This is a genomic window from Bacillus sp. PK6-16 (assembly GCF_056530295.1).
The window spans coordinates 4,592,504-4,612,415 of record NZ_CP096511.1; the positions used below are offsets into that span (position 1 = coordinate 4,592,504).

17 protein-coding genes and 1 pseudogene are annotated in these 19,912 nt (G+C 35.6%); 10 read left to right on the forward strand and 8 right to left on the reverse strand.

The window, feature by feature from the left end:
- Nucleotides 1–92: 92 nt before the first annotated feature.
- Nucleotides 93–1,453, reverse strand: a protein-coding gene (locus tag M1D66_RS23685) for an IS3 family transposase (RefSeq protein WP_242554866.1) whose coding sequence is annotated in 2 segments (ribosomal slippage) — nt 93–997 and nt 997–1,453 — 1,362 coding nt in all. Because the reading frame shifts where the segments join, the coding sequence is not laid out codon by codon here.
- Nucleotides 1,454–1,525: 72 nt separating this feature from the next.
- A complete protein-coding gene (locus M1D66_RS23690; RefSeq protein WP_000734488.1) occupies nt 1,526–2,236 on the reverse strand; it encodes a C39 family peptidase in 711 nt (236 codons plus the stop codon).
- 376 nt (nt 2,237–2,612) lie between these two features.
- Here M1D66_RS23690 and M1D66_RS23695 point away from each other — a divergent pair, with 376 nt between their 5' ends.
- From M1D66_RS23695 to M1D66_RS23730, 8 genes are all read left to right on the forward strand, one after another.
- Nucleotides 2,613–4,028: an amino acid permease gene (locus tag M1D66_RS23695; RefSeq protein ID WP_086384879.1), complete on the forward strand. Its 1,416-nt coding sequence runs from the start codon at nt 2,613–2,615 to the stop codon at nt 4,026–4,028.
- A gap of 282 nt (nt 4,029–4,310) precedes the next feature.
- Nucleotides 4,311–5,186, forward strand: a complete 876-nt coding sequence (locus M1D66_RS23700) for a cytochrome aa3 quinol oxidase subunit II (RefSeq protein ID WP_001176165.1) — start codon at nt 4,311–4,313, stop codon at nt 5,184–5,186.
- A 33-nt stretch (nt 5,187–5,219) separates the two neighbouring features.
- Nucleotides 5,220–7,154, forward strand: a complete 1,935-nt coding sequence (gene qoxB / locus M1D66_RS23705; RefSeq protein ID WP_000762366.1) for a cytochrome aa3 quinol oxidase subunit I — start codon at nt 5,220–5,222, stop codon at nt 7,152–7,154.
- A 13-nt stretch (nt 7,155–7,167) separates the two neighbouring features.
- On the forward strand, nt 7,168–7,770 hold the full coding sequence (gene qoxC, locus M1D66_RS23710) for a cytochrome aa3 quinol oxidase subunit III (protein ID WP_000729317.1): 603 nt from the start codon (nt 7,168–7,170) through the stop codon (nt 7,768–7,770).
- Nucleotides 7,771–8,082 (forward strand): cytochrome aa3 quinol oxidase subunit IV, encoded by a 312-nt coding sequence (gene qoxD, locus M1D66_RS23715; protein ID WP_000068425.1) that lies wholly within the window; start codon nt 7,771–7,773, stop codon nt 8,080–8,082.
- A gap of 241 nt (nt 8,083–8,323) precedes the next feature.
- Nucleotides 8,324–10,153, forward strand: coding sequence for a monovalent cation:proton antiporter family protein (locus tag M1D66_RS23720; protein ID WP_242554867.1), 1,830 nt, complete (start codon nt 8,324–8,326; stop codon nt 10,151–10,153).
- Nucleotides 10,154–10,206: 53 nt separating this feature from the next.
- Nucleotides 10,207–10,464 carry a DUF4022 family protein gene (locus tag M1D66_RS23725; protein WP_050571800.1) on the forward strand — a complete coding sequence of 86 codons (258 nt, stop codon included), beginning with the start codon at nt 10,207–10,209 and terminating at the stop codon, nt 10,462–10,464.
- A gap of 14 nt (nt 10,465–10,478) precedes the next feature.
- Nucleotides 10,479–10,916, forward strand: a complete 438-nt coding sequence (locus M1D66_RS23730) for a GNAT family N-acetyltransferase (protein WP_000633767.1) — start codon at nt 10,479–10,481, stop codon at nt 10,914–10,916.
- A 39-nt stretch (nt 10,917–10,955) separates the two neighbouring features.
- On the opposite strand, the gene M1D66_RS23735 is transcribed toward M1D66_RS23730, so the two are convergent.
- The 5 genes and pseudogenes from M1D66_RS23735 to M1D66_RS23755 form a co-directional block, all read right to left on the reverse strand.
- On the reverse strand, nt 10,956–11,384 hold the full coding sequence (locus M1D66_RS23735; protein WP_000706629.1) for a hypothetical protein: 429 nt from the start codon (nt 11,382–11,384) through the stop codon (nt 10,956–10,958).
- 1 nt (nt 11,385) lies between these two features.
- Nucleotides 11,386–11,589, reverse strand: a complete 204-nt coding sequence (locus M1D66_RS23740) for a helix-turn-helix transcriptional regulator (RefSeq protein ID WP_000301183.1) — start codon at nt 11,587–11,589, stop codon at nt 11,386–11,388.
- Between the two features lie 157 nt (nt 11,590–11,746).
- Nucleotides 11,747–12,903, reverse strand: a pseudogene (locus M1D66_RS23745) (RNA-guided endonuclease InsQ/TnpB family protein).
- The gene (locus M1D66_RS23750; RefSeq protein ID WP_088345288.1) at nt 12,900–13,163 is read right to left on the reverse strand and encodes a MerR family transcriptional regulator; all 264 of its coding nucleotides are present in this window, start codon (nt 13,161–13,163) and stop codon (nt 12,900–12,902) included. Before M1D66_RS23750 ends, M1D66_RS23745 begins: the two are co-directional and overlap by 4 nt.
- A 178-nt stretch (nt 13,164–13,341) precedes the next feature.
- Nucleotides 13,342–14,634, reverse strand: a complete 1,293-nt coding sequence (locus tag M1D66_RS23755; protein ID WP_000487192.1) for an NCS2 family permease — start codon at nt 14,632–14,634, stop codon at nt 13,342–13,344.
- A gap of 281 nt (nt 14,635–14,915) precedes the next feature.
- On the opposite strand from M1D66_RS23755, the gene M1D66_RS23760 reads away from it, so the two are divergent.
- Nucleotides 14,916–16,307: an amino acid permease gene (locus tag M1D66_RS23760; RefSeq protein ID WP_242554868.1), complete on the forward strand. Its 1,392-nt coding sequence runs from the start codon at nt 14,916–14,918 to the stop codon at nt 16,305–16,307.
- 181 nt (nt 16,308–16,488) lie between these two features.
- Nucleotides 16,489–18,036 carry a DUF2194 domain-containing protein gene (locus M1D66_RS23765; RefSeq protein WP_242554869.1) on the forward strand — a complete coding sequence of 516 codons (1,548 nt, stop codon included), beginning with the start codon at nt 16,489–16,491 and terminating at the stop codon, nt 18,034–18,036.
- 35 nt (nt 18,037–18,071) lie between these two features.
- Here the strand turns inward: M1D66_RS23765 and M1D66_RS23770 are convergent, their stop codons facing one another.
- Nucleotides 18,072–19,793 (reverse strand): DUF2339 domain-containing protein, encoded by a 1,722-nt coding sequence (locus tag M1D66_RS23770; RefSeq protein ID WP_086384876.1) that lies wholly within the window; start codon nt 19,791–19,793, stop codon nt 18,072–18,074.
- Between the last annotated feature and the right edge of the window lie 119 nt (nt 19,794–19,912).

Genomic DNA, 19,912 nt, shown 5'->3' on the forward strand with positions numbered 1-19,912 from the left:
TTTAAAAGAATCTTCTGAATTTTCAGTGTTAATAAACCAAAAAGAAAAAGCCGTCCCAAAGTGAACTGAACCCAAAAAGTTAGACTGAAAAATTAAGCAGCTGTTTGAATATGAGTCCGGTATTGTACCGGGCTCATTCCTTTTAACTTCGCTTTAATTCTTTTGTGATTATAATAATGAATATAATTATCTAATTCTATCTTAAAATGTTCCATACTTTCGAATTCTTCAAGATACAATAATTCAGACTTTAATAAGCCAAAGAAGTTTTCTATAACTGCGTTATCTAAACAATTCCCCTTACGGGACATACTTTGAACAACCCCATGCTCTTTTAATGATTGTTGGTATCGCTTCATTTGATAGTGCCACCCTTGGTCTGAATGAAGGATAGGGGTTTCACCAGCGCTTAAACATTTAAAGGCCTTATCTATCATTCTAGAAACAAGAGAATATGCAGGCTTATCTTCTATATTGTAAGCTATAATTTCTCCGTTATATAAGTCTAAAACAGGCGATAAATACAACCTTTTACCATGCAAATGAAATTCAGTCACATCTGTTACCCATTTTTCATTAGGTTTTTCTGCGTGAAATTGACGTTTTAAAATATTAGGAGCGAATTTCCCTACATTTCCCCGGTACGAACGGTATTTCTTCATCCGTACAAGACATTTCAATCCAATTGAATTCATTAAGCGACGGACTGTTTTATGATTTAGTAAATATCCTCTATTTTGTAATTCTAACGTAATACGACGATAGCCATATCTACCGTGATGTTCATCAAAGATATCTTTTATCAGTTCTTTAATTTTCTCATATTTGTCTGGACGATTCATTTGTTTGATCCAATAATAGTATGTACTCCGAGCGATACCAGCGATTTTCACAAGATCGATGATCTTGTACTTGTGCCTTAATTCATAAATTACTTTCGCTTTGTCTTGTTCTGTAATTTCGTCTTTTTCTGAATTAAGGCATTTAACTTTTTTAAATAATCATTTTCCAGACGTAACCGTTTATTTTCTTCTTGTAATGCCTCTATAGAACCTTCGACGACCGTATGATTTAATTTTGGTCTTATATTTTTGTTAGCCATAGCTGGACGTCCCCTTTTCTTTGTAAGCAGGGAATCCACGCCATTTAAATCATATGCTTCTTTCCACCGACGAACTGTTTCATAAGATGGAATATTAAAAATAGCTGCTGTTTCTCTAATAGATGTCCCTTGTTTATCCATATAATTAAGTACATCCAGTTTATACTGAAGGGAATAGCTTGTATAGCGTTTTTCAAAAGCTTTTTCACCCACTGCTTTATATCGCTTAACCCACTGTTGAATTACACTTGGATGAACTTTTATAGATCTCGCAAGTCTTTTCACTCCATCACTGCCATCTAAATACTTTCTTACCACATTTACTTTTTCTTCCGGTGAAAATTTAACCATAAAAAAGCACACCTCCAATTGTCTTTTGTGTCTAACAATTGGGGTGCACATCAAAAGATGACTTTTTCATTATTATAAAATAGTAATTGCTTGTTTTCCCATTTGCTCCCAAGCTTTCTCAAATTCTGCTCGCGGAACAGCCAAACGTGGATTATTTTTAAGAGGATCATTTACATATACAAAGTTTTGATCATATCCAATTACTACTGCACTATGCTCATAATATGTAATTTTCACTTCGCCTGAACTCGTATTCCATGTTTCAAAACTACTTTCAGCTAGCGGCTTAAACGTCGTATTAATAATGACCCATACCGGAGAGCCAGAACTAATTACTTTATATATATCTTGCATGTCTCTACCTGTTAAATTAATTACTTTTTCAGGAACATATTTTTCTGCTAAATCAAAGATTGGTTTATTGTATACACCATACCCAGGCTCTGCCTTTGTATAAATATTTCCCACAAATCCCTCGTAAGGATTTCCACGCAAACCATTTTGTTCAAATGGAACACGATGAATTTCGCTAGCAAGTTGCATCTTATCTACTTGTACACCTTTATATTGCAGCAACATAGCTAAACTTGTCACTTCACACCCTCTGGGTAATTCTGGTAATTGTTTAATAAACGGAACATCCTCAATCATAGCTGCTTCTTTCATTTCAGATAGAAACTCTAAGCGTAGAACTTGCGCCTTTTGCATGATTTTATCTTTTCCTATAAAAAATGCAGCAGCAAGTATAATCCCAAAAACAAAAAGATATTTTAACTTTTTCATTATAAACAAAACTCCATTAATTATTATTTTACAGATACACCTCTTATCATTGTACCCTTCTTCTTACTAGTTTGCTAGAAAGATCATGTGAATTATCGATCATAGAATTAATTATAAAAATTCTAATTATTTTTAATAAAAAGAAAAATGAATATACATTTACAGAATATTTTGCTAAAATCAAAATTGTTAACATAGTGAAGATATCACCATGTTAACAAACATTCTTAGAGTATTTAGTCATAGTTCGTTTTTTTACATACTCCATTCATTTCATAGCAAATAAACCGAGTGTGTGTTGCATCCCCCACTAATGATTAAAAACTCAGAATAAAACGAAGTTCACATATTCAAGAAAATACGGGGTGAGGGGCATATGAATCAACAAATTGAACAAACAGATTTAAAACGAACAATGAAAAGTAGACACCTATTTATGATTGCACTCGGCGGTGTTATCGGAACCGGGTTATTTATGGGATCTGGTCAAATTGTCCATAATGCCGGACCTGGTGGTGCTATTCTTGCATTTTTAGTCGGTGGATTTGTTATGTATTTAACGATGTTATGTCTTGGTGAATTATCCGTCGCTATGCCAGAAGCAGGTTCATTCCAAAGTTATGCAAGCAAATTCATTTCACCTGGTTTTGGATTTGTTGTCGGTTGGATGTATTGGTTAAATTGGGCTGTTACAGTTGGCGTAGAGTTAACAACTGTAAGTATTTTAATGAAACGCTGGTTTCCAGACGTTTCTTCCTGGATTTGGTGCGTTACATTTGCAGCAGCACTCTTCCTCGTAAACGCTTTATCAGCAAAAGCATATGCAGAAGCAGAGTTTTGGTTCGCAAGTGTAAAAGTCGCAACAATTGTTATTTTCATCGTACTTGGCGGCGCTGTTATGTTCGGTCTACTAGACTTTAATGGAAAGCCAGCTCCAATGCTTCATAATTTCACTGAAAATGGCGGGCTATTTCCAAATGGTGCATTAGCTGTTCTTCTTACGATGATTACAGTAAATTACTCCTTCCAAGGAACAGAATTAATCGGAATCGCTTCAGGCGAAAGTGAAAATCCTGAAAAAACAATTCCAAAAGCAATTAAAAACACAATTTGGCGAACTCTCTTCTTCTTCGTCTTAGCGATATCAGTTGTTGTAGGTTTACTCCCATGGCAAGAGGCTAATCTAGTCGAAAGTCCCTTTGTACTTGTATTTGATGTAGCCGGTGTCCCATATGCAGCAGACATTATGAACTTTGTTATTATTACAGCTGTATTATCCGTTGCTAACTCTGGTCTCTACGCAAATTCTCGTATGCTGTGGGCGATGGCAAAACAAGGAATGGCAAGTCCAGCATTTACGAAATTAACTAAAAAAGGTGTACCGCTAAATGCATTAATTTTCAGCCTAATTTTCGCTAGCCTATCCTTACTAACAAGTGTATTTGCGGCAGATACTGTCTTTCTAGTTTTAACATCTATTGCAGCAATGGCTGCCGTTGTCGTTTGGATGTCAATCGCCGCTTCACAGTTTTTCTTCCGTAGAAATTTCGTGAAAAATGGTGGCAACATAAATGATTTAAAATATCGTACACCGCTCTATCCACTAGTTCCAATCGTAGCGTTTTCGCTGAATTTCATTACATTTGTTAGTTTGGCTTTCATTCCAGATCAAAGAATTGCTCTTTATTGTGGCATTCCATTTATGATTATTTGTTACATTTTATATCAAGTTAAATATAAAAAAATTGTCGTACTTGAACAGCCACGAACTGTCACACAAGAAATAAACTAAATATACAAAATATTCAGCTATCTTCCTTATGATAAGATAGCTTTTTTCTATTTCTTGGATATCCTGGTATAACTTTATTTATCTTAAAATTTTCACAATCACGTTTTTCTCTGGAAAATAGTTTACAATGTAATCAAGTTACAAATGATATTCACCTTAAAAAGTGTGCATTTGTGTCTATTTTTTAACAATATATCAAAAACTATTGCCTTCTATAAATTAATAGGTTTATATTGTTTTATTGGCATAGTTTCAATCCAAGGAGAAAGGAGATTTTCAATCGTGCAACTAAAGAAAGCGTTTTGGAAGTTGGCTTCGCTTCTTCCGTTATCATTACTTCTGTTCCTCGGTGGCTGTGATAAAAAACTCGCAGTATTAAATCCGCAAGGACCTGTTGCAAAAGCACAGTATGATTTAATTGTTTGGTCATTCTTGCTTATGTCATTAATTATCGCAATTGTATTCATTCTGTTTACAGTCATCTTGATTCGTTATCGTGAAAAACCAGAGAATATGGACTATGAGCCACCTGAACAACACGGTAACACATTACTAGAAATTATTTGGACGCTTGTTCCTGTTATTATCGTTATCGCATTATCGATTCCAACAGTAAAAGCAACTTATGCTTCGGAAGAGGTTCCGAAAGAGTCCAAACATATTAAACCAGTTGAAATTTATGTTACATCTGCAAACTGGAAATGGTTATTCAGTTACCCAGAGGAAAAAATTGAAACCGTTAACTATTTAAACATCCCAGCTGGTGTACCAATTCAATTCAAACTGACTTCTGTCGGCCCAATGAATGCTTTCTGGGTACCAGAACTTGGTGGTATGAAGTACACAATGGATGGCATGATTATGGATCTTTATTTACAAGCTGATAAGCCAGGTTCTTACCTAGGCCGTAGTGCGAACTTCTCTGGTGAAGGATTCACACACATGGAGTTCGAAGTTGAAGCAAAAACTAAAGAGAAATATGACAAGTGGGTTAAAGAAGTACAAGAAACTGCTCCTAAACTAACAGAAGCTAAGTACAACGAAATTGTTAAACCTGGTGTAGTTGGTCGTATGACATTCTCTAGTCACCACTTAAGTTATGTAGATCCAAAATCACTTGAATATTGTGATTACAACTACTACAAAAACAAAAAATAATAGCTATTATTCCAACAGATTGGAGTGAACACAGTGAAGCTTGATGAATTCTTTGTCACAGGTGACCCGATTATTTACGGTGCAGACGCTTCTATCGTTCTTGTGACATTAGCAATCATTTTCGTACTAACAAAGTATAAAAAATGGAAATGGCTTTGGGACGAATGGTTAACAACTGTTGACCATAAAAAAATCGGAGCTATGTATATTATTTCTGCGGTTATCATGTTATTCCGTGGTGGTATGGATGGTTTAATGATCCGTGCACAGTTAACATTCCCAGAAACAACTTATTTAAACGCTGAACACTATAACGGGATCTTTACAACACATGGTACAGTAATGATTCTTTTCATGGCAATGCCATTCGTTATGGGATTAATGAACCTTGTAGTACCATTACAAATTGGTGCTCGTGACGTTGCATATCCGTTCTTAAATGCTTTAAGTTTCTGGTTATTCTTTGTCGGAGCAATGTTATTCAACATCGCTTTCGTAATCGGTGGTTCTCCAGACGCTGGGTGGACTTCTTACTTCCCAATGGCAGGTACAGAGTTTACTTCAGGCGTAGGAAATAACTACTACGCAATTGCATTACAGATTTCAGGTCTCGGTACGCTAATGACCGGTATTAACTTCCTTGTTACTATCTTAAAAATGCGTACACCTGGTATGACTTTAATGAGAATGCCAATGTTTACTTGGTCAATCTTAATTACAACAATTATCATTATTTTCGCTTTCCCAGTATTAACAGTTGCTCTTGCATTAATGACATTTGACCGTCTATTCGATGCTCACTTCTTTACGATGGCGAGCGGCGGTATGCCGATGTTATGGGCCAACCTGTTCTGGGTATGGGGTCACCCTGAAGTATATATCGTTATTTTACCGGCATTCGGTATTTTCTCTGAAATCATTAGTACATTCTCACGTAAACGTCTATTCGGTTACAGTGCGATGGTATACTCAATGGTTGCAATTTCTTTACTAAGTTTCGTCGTATGGCTTCACCACTTCTTCACGATGGGTGCAGGTCCAGCGGTTAACTCATTCTTCTCGATTTCGACAATGGCGATTTCGATTCCAACCGGGGTTAAGATCTTTAACTGGTTGTTTACACTGTATAAAGGACGTATTCGTTTTACAGTTCCAATGCTTTGGTCATTGGCATTTATTCCAAACTTCGTAGTCGGTGGGGTTACAGGGGTTATGCTTGGAATGGCAGCAGCTGATTATCAATACCATAACAGCTACTTCCTAATCGCTCACTTCCACTACGTATTAATCGCAGGTACAGTATTCGCTATGCTTGCTGGATTCACATTCTGGTATCCAAAAATGACTGGTCATATGTTAAATGAGCGCCTAGGTAAATGGACATTCTGGATCTTTATGAGCGGATTCAACATCTGTTTCTTCCCAATGTACTTCTTAGGTTTAGACGGTATGACTCGTCGTATGTACACTTACTCTGAAAGTCTTGGATGGGGATGGCTAAACCAAATCGCATCTGTTGGTGCGGTAATGATGGGTATCGGCTTCCTACTTCTTTGCTACAACGTAATTTGGAGTGCACGTCATGGTGAACGTGACACAACTGGAGATCCATGGGATGGTCGTACACTTGAATGGGCAACTCACTCTCCTGTACAACATTACAACTTCGCGAAGCTTCCTGAAATTAAAGAAGCTGATGCTTTCTGGTACATGAAAAAACGCGGAGAAACAGTTACACCAGCAGCAGAAGATATCAAACCAATTCACATGCCAAGTAACTCTGGTGTGCCTATTATTGCGTCTGGATTCTTCGGTCTTGCAGGTTTCGCATTAGTATTTAGCTGGTTCTGGCTTGCAGCAATCGGTGGTATTGGTATTTTAGCTTGCTTAATCTATCGTTCATTCGATTATGATGAAGGTTACTATATCAGTGTTGATGAAATTAAAAAAACAGAACATATAGCATGAGAGGTGAAATGATATGGCGGCTTTAGATAAAAGCTTACCTTTGGAATATCAATCCGAACAAAGCAGATTGAATATCCTAGGATTCTGGATTTTTCTTGGGGCTGAAATTATGCTGTTCGCAACACTTTTCGCCTCTTATCTAGTCCTTGCTGGTCGTACGGCAGATGGCCCAACACCAGCGCAACTGTTTGAACTTAAAACGCTTTTAATTCAAACATTACTACTTTTAACAAGTAGTTTCACATGTGGTATCGTAATTCACGAAATGCGTAAGCACAACCAAAAAGCGATGCTTGGATGGTTCGTCCTTACATTACTTTTAGGTGCAGGTTTCCTATTCTTCGAGATTGAAGAGTTCATTATGTATATTGGTGAAGGCGCAACAATTCAAACAAGTGCTTTCTTATCTGGATTCTTCGTTCTTCTTGGAACGCATGGAGCCCACGTAACAGGCGGTATCATTTGGGCAATTTGTGTTATTATCCAAATTTTAAAACGAGGTTTAACACCAGTTACAGCTCGTAAAGTATTTATTATCAGCTTATACTGGCATTTCCTTGATCTTGTTTGGGTCTTTATTTACACACTAGTTTACTTGAACGGGATGGTGGCGTAAATGGCTCAAAACAACAATCAAGCAAACGGACATGCGCATAGCGGATTCCCTTGGTCACACGTTTTCGGATTTATTTTATCGCTTGCATTAACGTTTCTAGCGTTATACGTGGCACTTTACACAACATTGCCACTTTCAACAGTCTTAACAACTATTATCATAATGGCTGTTGCGCAAGCATTGTTACAATTAATTATGTTCATGCATTTAAAAGAAGGAGAAGGAAGAGTTCAAATTCTTACAATGATATACAGTTTCTTCGTTGCAACTGCAACAGTTGGTTTAACTGTATGGATCTTCTTCTCAATGTAATGTACATGAAAAAGACTGCTGAGGAATCAGCAGTCTTTTTTTATTCCGCATTAACGAGCAGTAAGATTCCCTCCCCTATTACATCCACATTACGGAATTAACAGCATAATCATGAAAAATATACTTATTATGACAAATGTTAAGAAAAGTCTTTCTTTATGAAATCGAATCCATATGCGTTGCTTTTCTACCTATTATATGGCTAAATAGGTACTATATTTATTTGAAGGGAGAGAACGCAATGGAACATCATACTTCTGTTCTATCACTTATGGTTGTCGTTGCAATCGCGTTTTTCGTTCCCCTTTTGTTACAACGCTTTAAATTAAAAGCACTTCCTGTGGTCGTTGCAGAAATTATTGCAGGAATCTTTGTAGGTAAAAGTGGGTTTAATATTATTGAGCCAGATATATGGCTTCAAGTTTTATCAACATTAGGATTTATCTTCCTCATGTTCTTAAGCGGTTTAGAAATTGATTTTTCTATCTTTAAACAAAAAGGGAAAAAAAATACGACAAACGAACCAAATACATTTCAGGCAGCAAGCATTATCTTCTTATTTATTTTCATCTTATCTTATGCCCTATCATTACTATTCGTATGGCTAGGATTCGTAGATAATGCAATGTTCATGACTTTAATTATTTCAACTATTTCTTTAGGTGTTGTTGTACCAACATTAAAAGAGAATAACTTAGGAAAAACAGCAATTGGGCAAATCATTTTATTAGTCGCTGTTATTGCGGATTTAGTTACAATGATTTTACTCGCTGTATTCGTCGGATTAAATTCCGAAAGCGGCCAAAGCATGTGGCTTCTTCTTCTTCTATTCGGCGCTGGTATTGTTATTTACTTCGTTGCAAAACGTTTTAAAAACATTCCATACTTAGATAGTTTAAAAGCTGGTAGTGTACAAATTGATACACGAGCTGTTTTTGCACTCATTTTAATCTTAGTTGGGTTATCGGAATCTGTTGGAGCAGAAAATATTTTAGGCGCCTTCTTAGCAGGTGTACTTGTATCGTTATTATCACCAAATGAAGATATGGTGGAAAAACTTGATTCTATCGGCTACGGTTTCTTCATCCCTATTTTCTTCGTAATGGTTGGTGTAAATCTAGAGGTGTGGTCTATTTTCAAAGAACCTTCTAGCATGCTAATGATCCCAATCTTAATTGTAGGACTCTTTATTTCAAAACTCTTACCATCACTCGTCTTAAGAAAATGGTATCCACGTAATATCGTACTTGGAAGTGCAATTTTATTAACATCGACACTTTCTTTAGTTATTGCGGCTGCACAAATTGGTGAAAAACTGGAGATCATCAGTCCAAGTTTATCTGCCTCTCTTATTTTAAGCGCAGTTATTACTTGTATTTTTGCACCTATATTGTTTAAAAAAATGTTCCCAAAAGTAGAAACACCAAAACCAAAAGTAGCTATTATTGGCGCGAGCAGAATTACCCTTCCGTTATCACTAGATTTAAAACGAGAAGATTATGACGTAACGCTATATATGATGCATCAAAACAAAATAAATGATGAAGAAGCGAAATCGCACGACTTCCCTATCGTGAAATTGGATGACATCACAATCGCATCATTAACTGAACAAACAGCATTTGATGCAGATCGCGTCGTTGTTGCAACAAGTGATGATGAACAAAACTTATTATTGGCAGAACATGCAAAAGAGCTAGGTGTTGAACATGTTATTGCAAGTGTAGAAGATCCACTTCTACAAGAAAAAGCAACGCAAGAACATATCGCTGTATTCTCAACAATTAACTCTACACGTATTCTATTACGTGCGCTTATTGATAAACCTAGTCTCGTTCGCTTAATTACAACAGCAAACGAAACAGTCCGTGAAGTTGAACTACGGAGCAATAAATATAACGGCGTTGCACTTCGTCGCCTTCCGTTTTTAGGTGATGTACTAGTCATTCAAATTTATCGTGGAAATAAAGCATTAATCCCACATGGGGATACAAGACTACAACACGGTGATACATTACTTGTAACAGGCTCAAAAGAACATATCGATACACTAAAAAACATATTAGAATAAAAAAATGCCCCTCACATAATTGAGGGGCATTTTTTTCCATTTCATATGGTAAAATGTTACTATCACATATTATGGGGATGGATTACATTATGTCTATTATAACTTTAGCTCTCTTATTATTAGCCGAAATACTCGTTGCCATTATTCTCATCGGTATTAGTATTGAGATTTGTAGTTACGGATGGAAAAAATCGAATGGAATAAAATATTCTTGCCTCCTACTTTCACTCCTTCTCGGAACTGCTAGCATACTCGGACTTCTCGCCGCACCTGCCTATTTCTTTATACAATTAACAGAAAAAGCGTTATAAGAAAGGATGTTAATATGATTACCGTGAAAAATATTGAGGGATCTGAAACTTACGTATTACGTCAAAAAATTTTACGCCCCAATCAAACATTAGCAGATTGTAAATACCCTTCCGATTATGAAACAGACACCTTCCACTTAGGCGCATTTATAAACGATGAACTAATTAGTATCGCTTCCTTCTCAAAAGAAATATATCCCGACTTACCAACGGGTATTCATTATCGTCTACGAGGAATGGCAACATTACCTGCATTTCGAAACAACCGTGCTGGAAGCTCCTTAATTCAGAAGGCGGAACAAATCTTGCAAGAACGCCAAGCAAATATATTATGGTGTAATGGCCGAATTACTGTAGCTGACTATTACAAACACTTAGGCTTTCAGGAATATGGTGAAATCTTTGAAATTGAACCGATTGGCCTTCATAAAGTACTATATAAAAGAATATGAGAAAAGCTTTCCTCAATACAGGAAAGCCTTTCTTATATTTCAATCTTCTCTTTTTATTTTTTTCATATATATGTATATAAACAAACTAGGGACTAAAAAACAAGCAAACATAATAAGTCCTGTCATACTAATTTCCTTTATCGAAATATCTGGTGTTACAACGATACAAATAGCTAAAATCCCAATAATAATACCCACTGGAATGAATAATAACTTCATAAAATAACGACGCGACACTCCGCCCGTATGCTCATACACTTCCACTGAATTTTTCAGATTTAAAAAGTTAATAATTATTATCCCGCCCATAAATACCATTAATAAATCTGAAACACTTTCATATCCTGCCCCTTGCAAGACATAGCGGTAAAAGACGATAGCTAGTATGACGATATTTTGTAAGATGAAAGCTAATCTAATATGTTTTAACCCTTCAATCATTAAACGTTCATCTTTCACGATTTTCATCCTACCACTCCTTTTCCTCCCAAAACAAATCATTCAACGTTTTATCTACTGCATAACAAATTTTTAAACATAAATCTAAAGATGGATTGTATTTCCCCTTCTCAATTAAACTAATCGTTTGCCTTGTAACGCCTACTTTTTCTGCTAATTGTTGCTGTGTTAAATCTAATTGAACACGCGCGACTTTTATTTTACTTACAGCCATTCATGTTCCTGCTACTAAAAATATAGACAAATGTATATTCTTAGAGTATTCCTGCTTCTACGTGCCCTGCCTCGCTAATCACTTGCTACTACAGTTTGCTGTGACACTTCACAGGCGTAAATTCCGATGTAGCCCACCGTACATATATACAATCTATTTACGTTAGTATTGTATATTTTTTTGCTTGTAAAAGGTTGATTGACGCATTTAAATCTCTATCTATTACATTGCCACATTCACATGTATATACTCGGTCAGACAGCTTTAAATCCGACTTTTTTTGACCGCAACATGAACACATTTTAGAAGATGGATAGAATCTGTCCACTTGCCGTAGTTCAATTCCATATTCCCTACATTTCGTTAATAACCATGTTTTAAAAGCATAAAAACATTGTTGCGCTACAGCTTTAGATAGATGTTTGTTCTTCATCATACCTTTCACATTCAAATCTTCTACTACAATAAACGTTGGCTTGGTTTTCACCACATCATTTACAATAGACTTTACATACGCTAATCGAATATTTGCTAGCCTAGCATGTAGTTGTTGCACCCTAAGAATATTTTTGTTTATATTCGCTCTTTTATTAGTAACAGGTTGTTCACCTCTCTTTCTTATATTTTCAAATTTGCGTGATAAAGAGCGTTGTTCACGTTTTAACCGTTTTTCTATCTTTTTTACTTGTACTGTTTTATTTATATTTTTGTGAGTTTTTCCATCGCTACGTACAGCGAAGTCTTTAATTCCCAAATCAATTCCTAGACCTACTGTATTGAGAGTTGCATTTGGTTTTACCTCTTTCACTTCACAGAGTATAGACACATAGTATCTTCCTGCTCTTTGATATACTGTACCACTTTTTACAGTTATATTTTTTGAAATATATCCATACTCTTTTAACCTTATCCAACCAATTGTAGGGACTTTTACTCTATGTCTTTCTACTGTCCAATCTGTTTTGTTGTTTTTCGGAAAGTAGCACTTCACATCTTGCTTCTTCTTTTTTTATATCGTGGAAACTTAGATAAACCTTTAAAAAACCGCTTAAAAGCTTTATCTCCATTCATAATCGCTTGTTTTACCGCTTTGCTCGACACTTCTTTAATCCACTGGTCACACTCTTTTGTATGAATATTGTTTAACCATTTGGAAAAGTCATAACCACTAAGAAATTTCCCCTCCGACTCATATACCTCTTTATTTTTAGAGATATACAGGTTATATACATATCGACACACCCCAATAGTTTGACGGATTTTACTAATTTGTTCAGTTGTCGGTTTGATTTCTATTAAATATGCTCTTTTCATAAGTCTTCATCCTCCGACATTTTCTTTTTGTATTTTCTCAACCCATATATTCTACAGCTAAATACATGAATGATAGATATTAAATCCTGAACAAGTTCTTCTTGAATACCCATATATTTCTTATACTGTTCTTCTGTATAATATCTTCTTCCTTTTGGGTTTCGGTAAGCAGGTAAAACACCTTGATTGTCCCACCTTTGCAATGTCTTAACAGAGACATTAAGCATTTCTGAAAATTCTTTCGCTTTATATTGTTTCATAATTACTTTTCACTATATATGCCTACTTTTGTCTATGTTTTTGTTTACTGTTTCTTTCTCCTCCACCCTTATTATAATATATATTCCAATAAGTAATTTATATTTTACATTACTAATTTAAGTTTCACTTTATTATACACAAAAAAGGAGCCCCTCATAAGAAGCCCCCTCTCCTATATTATAAGAATAAATGACATCCAAATAAAATTGTAAATAAGTATAGTAACGGATGCACTTCCATCCCTTTACCCTTCACAATTTTCAAGACTGGATATACTAAAAATCCAATTGCGATTCCATTTGCAATACTAGATGTTAACGGAATACCTATAAAAATTAAAAATGCTGGTAACGCATCTTCAAATTCATTCCAATTAATATCTCGAATGCTTTGTGCCATTAAACTACCTACTATAATTAATGAAGGAGCTGTAATAGCGGCTACACTTGATAAAGAAGCAATAACAGGACTAAAAAATGCCGTTATAATTGTTAGACCAACAACTACAATCCCTGTTAATCCAGTTTTACCACCTGCAGCAATACCTGCTGACGATTCAATCGTCGCTGCTGTTGGGCTTGTTCCAAAGATAGAACCTGTAGTCCCGCCAATTGCATCTGCAATAAACGCTTTACCAAAACGCTTCTCTGTATTGTCTGTAATTAAACCTGCTTGTTTAATTAAACCAAGTAATGCACCTGTTGTATCGAATAAAAGTACAAGTAAAAATGAAAATACAACGCCGTATAATCCGTATTCAATTACATCTGAAAAGGCATTGATTGGGTTTGAAACGATGATACCCTCTGGTAAATGAGGCATCGCCACAATTTTATCAGCAAACTTCAATTGCCCTGTAAAGAAGGCAATAATTCCTGTCACAATCATACTAATAAATAATGCACCGCTCACACGCAATGTCATTAATACCGCCGCTAATATTAAACCAATTAAAGTTAAAATAACAGCTGGAGAATGAAAATCACCAATCGTAACTAAATTAGACGGATGATCCACGATAATTCCAGAAAGGCGCAATCCAATAAAAGCAATAAATAGTCCAATTCCACCTGCAATTGCATGCTTTAAACTATCAGGAATTGCTAAAATTAACTTTTGCCTAAACGAAGTAAAAGATAATAAAAGAAAAATAATCCCCGTTACAAATACAGCTGAAAAGGCAACTACATATGTAATCCCTTCTGCCTTCTGTACAACAGAATAAGCAAAATATGCATTCATTCCCATAGCTGGAGCAATAACAATCGGGTAATTCGCGAAAATCGCCATACCTACTGTTCCAACAACGGTTGCAATAATTGTTGCTGTAAACGCTTGGTCAAATGGTACACCTGCATCAGATAATATTTTTGGATTGATGACAAGAATATACGCAAATGTAAAAAAAGTTGTGATGCCAGCTAAAAACTCTTGCTTCACAGAAGTGTTATATTTTTGTAATTGAAACATGCTTATGTACCCTTCCTACACCTGAATTATTATCACACATTCTTTTTCTTACTAGTATGTGAGAAAATATAATACTTAATCTTAACAATCAATAAAAAGAAGAGTCAATATATTCCCTAATAGTTAGAATTTTGAGTTTAAGTCTGACAAGTACAGATGTAGTACAGTTCATTATGATTATTTTTGTAGCATAACAGATAGAAATGTTTTATAATTTGAAATAGTTAAATATTTAGTAAACGCATTCAAATATCGTTCACTCTACAAGGGGGATTCTTCTTATGCAGCACACAAACAAATCTGGAACTTTAAATCGTGGTTTAAAAGAACGACATATTACTTTAATGTCACTGGGCTCAGCTATTGGCGTTGGGCTATTTTTAGGATCCGCTTCCGCCATTAAACTAGCAGGTCCTTCTATTTTGCTAGGCTATATGATTGCCGGTCTCGTTATTTTTTTCATTATGCGAGCGCTTGGGGAAATGGCAATTGAACAACCTGTTGCTGGTTCTTTTAGTAAATATGCATATGATTATATTGGACCACTCGCTGGTTATATTACTGGTTGGAATTACTGGTTCTTATGGGTTGTTACTTGTATGGCTGAGATTACAGCAGCTGGTATTTACATGCAGTACTGGTTCCCAGATATCCCGCGCTGGACTTGGGCATTACTTGCTCTATTATTAATGAGCGCTTTTAACTTCTTATCGGTAAAAGTATTTGGAGAACTTGAGTTTTGGTTTGCTCTCATTAAAATTGTCACAATTATCTGTATGATAGTAGTCGGAGCTGTTATTATTTTATTCGGATTCGGAAACGGTGGTATCGCTACTGGTATTTCAAATCTTTGGTCACATGGTGGCTGGTTCCCAAATGGATTTTCTGGGTTACTACTCTCCATGCAGATGGTACTATTCGCTTATTTAGGCGTTGAATTAATCGGTGTTACAGCTGGTGAGGCTCAAAATCCGAAGAAAACACTCGCAAAGGCAATCGATAACGTATTTTGGAGAATTCTACTCTTTTACGTTGGGGCATTATTCGTTATGATGGCAATTTATCCATGGAACGAACTTGGTGAGAAAGGCAGTCCATTCGTATTAACATTCCAACAAATTGGTATCGCAAAAGCAGCAGGTATTATTAACTTTGTCGTATTAACAGCAGCTCTTTCTTCTTGTAACGGTGGTTTATTTAGTACAGGCCGTATGCTATATACATTAGCTCAGCAGAAAAAAGCTCCTGAAAGATTTGGTCGTTTAAATAAAAATGGCATTCCAAGCCAAGGAATTGTAGCAACTGCTATCGTTTTACTAATTGGTGTTATATTAAACTATCTCGTACCTGCAAAGGTATTTACATGGCTTACTAGCATTTCAACTTTCGGTGCAATTTGGACTTGGGGAATTATATTAGTCGCTCAAATTAAATTCCGTAAAAGCTTGCCTACTCAAAATAAACAAAAGTTATCGTATAAAATGCCTTTATACCCATTAAGCTCATATTTCTCACTCGTTTTCCTTGTATTAGTATTAGGTATAATGGCGTATTCAGAAGATACACGAATTGCATTGATTGTCGGCCCAATTTGGCTTATCGGCTTAGCAATCGTATATTACATGAAAGGGTTTCATAAGATTGATGAAACACCTAACTCAAAAATTAGTTAAGCAAAACATCCCTTCCTTATTACTTGGAAGGGATGTTTTTATATCTATATAAATATTTCTCAACAAAATTCACGGTATTTTTACAATTTTTTAATATTTTTTATGTTTTCCGTCTTTATTTTTACAGAAAAATAAATTACATTATTAAAGCACATATATTTATTATTAGGGGGATTCTTCTATGAAGAATAAAAAATGGATTACATTTTCTTTAGCAACAGCAATTACACTAAGTATAGGGACCTCGTTCATACCGTCTACTTATGCCGAAAGCTCTGTAGACCCAGCTCCTGAAATTGCTGCAAAAGTTGTAAATCAAAACAATGGGAAGAAAGTATTATTCGATAATACACACGGTCAAACTGCTGGGACAGCTGACTGGGTTATTGACGGCGGCTTTTCTGACTTCGGAAACGGCATTGCAAAAAACGGATATCACGTAAAGGAACTTCGTAAATCAACACCTATTACGTACGAAGACTTAAAAGATTACAATGTATTTATCGTTCCAGAAGCTAATATTCCTTACAAAAAATCTGAGCAGGACGCTATGTTACAATATGTAAAAAATGGTGGTAGTATCTTCTTTATTGCTGATCATTACAATGCAGATCGTAATAAAAATCGCTGGGACTCTTCTGAAGTATTTAATGGATATAGACGCGGTGCTTGGGATAATCCAGCAAAAGGAATGTCTAATGAAGAAGCAAATTCACAAGCTATGCAAGGAGTAGAAAGCTCTGATTGGCTCTCTGACAACTTCGGTATTCGCTTCCGCTACAATGCACTTGGTGATGTTTCAGCGAAAACAATTGTATCGCCTGAACAATCTTTCGGAATTACAAAAGGTGTTTCGTCTGTAGCAATGCATGCTGGTTCTACTCTAGCAATTACAAACCCAAAACTAGCAAAAGGACTTGTTTACCTTCCAGAAAATCCATCAAAATGGAATAACGCTGTTGATAGTGGCGTTTATAATGGCGGTGGTATTGCAGAAGGCCCATATGCTGCTATCGCAAAAGTAGGACTTGGAAAAGCTGCCTTTATTGGTGACTCTTCTCCTGTTGAAGATGCTACGCCAAAATACGTTCGTGAAGATTCTGGTCAAACAAAGAAAACTTACGATGGTTATAAAGAAGAAAACGATGCGATTTTATTAGAAAACATCGTAAATTGGTTATCAAATAAAGAGACATTTACAAGTTTAGATCAAGTAAATGGTTTACAACTTGATTCACCTACAGCTCTACAAACATTTGAACAGCCAAACTTATCAACAGAACCACAACCTGAACCTTGGAGTGCACCAAATGCAGGTTATCAATGGTTTAATACAAATACTTTTAAACCAGGTTCATACGGTTATAACGGTGCGGTAACAACAAGCGACTACGTCGTTACACACCCTAGCATTCTACCAAACAATGAAATTTTCCAAATGAAGATTCAAGTAAATAACTTACTACCTAATACAACGTATAACAACTATTCTTTAGGTATCTTCACTACTGGTGGAACACAAGTGGCTAAAGTACAAAATGCAAACGGCACTTGGCCATCTACTTTCGGATATAGTAGTGCATTTTCTTTCACAACAAACAGCTTAGGCTCTGCTGAGAAAGTTGTAAATATACAGATTGATTCAAATACAACTGGACAAGCAACGCTTCGTCTACGCCAAAATACAACAACGAAATATAATGAAACTGTAACGATTAATAAGAAATAATAAAAAAGGCAATCCATACATGGATTGCCTTCTTCTCACTTCTCTTCCTTCGAGAAAAACATTCTTGAAATAACGATACCTATACTACCGACGATTAGGAATAACACTGCCCTAATCATCATCGATACCTCTGGTAAGTCAAGTAAGAATAACTTCCCTACCGTTACGACTAAAACGACTAAACCAGCATATAATATTTCATTCATATTTCTATTTCTTCCAAACCAAACCGCAAATAATGCATATACCATCCATAATAACGATACTGATACACTAATTACGCTTCCATCTGTAGATAAAACTTCACCGATTCTCGTAATTGTAATAAATACAATTATCATAAACCAATAGAGCACTATAGAATACATATATTTGCCGAAGCTCGCTAATACTTCTTTCGCTTCTCTCATGCAATAATAGAACGTTCCTATTAAAATAAGATGAGCAACAAAGCCTGCCGAAATAAATTGATCAAACGGGCTAAAAATAGTCTGTATCATTCCAATTGCGTAAACCGTCGCACTAACATACAATTTTATCTGTTGTTTTACTTTAATAGAAGTGACCATGCCGAGGAAACCTTGTAACAATAGTACAATCGCTGCATTCACTAAACTATACTCATATAAAATTGCTAAACTAAATGCTCCCATTGCGAAACCAAATAAGAGATTTGTAAATGTAGAATGTCTATTTTTCCTATATTCACATACGAACATAGCGGCATGTACGAATGCACTAATAATCAATCCCCATGTTGTAAAATCAGGTATTTTTGAAATAGCTAGTATAAAGAACACTGCATTCGCACTAAATATCGCCAAACGTGGCTCTAGTATAAAACTTCTCTCCGTAAACATATGCCAAAATAATAGTAAATGAATCAAACCATATACAATCGTTAACTGTATTTGCAAGTTCTCTACTAACATTGACATAACAGCAAAGAAAACGAAAAGGACAATGGCAGCAACAGCGTAAGAAATCATATATAAGTATTTATAACGATTTTTCAACGCATACCATAATAAACTAAGTGTTAATACTGTCTCATATCCAAAGAAAATATAAGGATTCGGAGTCGTACTATTTAACAAGAATGGTACGAAGAACGCACCGACCGCTACGAAAATAGTGAGATATTCCGATTGATATCTTTTCGCTAAATAAATACCTAAAATAACCCATGCAATATTACAGAGAAACGCGACGCTTGCCGGAATAAATGCATACAAATAATGTGCTGCAAACGTCGTTAGAACAATCCCGGTAATACTTCCTCCAGCTAATACTAATCCTAACGCTTGCCGCTCTCTTTTAATTTGAATATCTCCTATATAATACAACCCGATAGATAATGCGATACCAAACACAATTCGTATCGCTGGTGTTAATAAACCAGCATCTACCCCTGCTTTAAATAACCAGATCACTCCAAGCAACATAATACCGACAAATACACGAGGTAACCACGTTTGACAAAACTTAATAATATTAAATGGCTCTGGTTTAAAAGCAGATATATCTACTTGTTTTACCTCACGTTCTTGCACAGGCTCTTTTATCGTAACTATTTCTTCTTTTGGCTTTTCCTCCATTACCGTTTCAATATATTCCTTCTTTTCCTTACTAACATGTTGCTGAGCGTTTTCTACTTCTATTTCCCTTTGCTTCACCTTTAATTCAGCAAGTGCTTCTTGAATCGTTTCAATTGCCGTTTCGAGTGCTTCTATTTTCTTATCCAAATCCTTCTTCATATGCTACCCCCTTATTCGTAACTCTCATTAAACCTATATATTACCAATTATCTTTATCATACTCTTAGTCTATTCATTTTCAATAGTATTTTTCCAAAAAAAGAAAGGTGTCTTCCCAA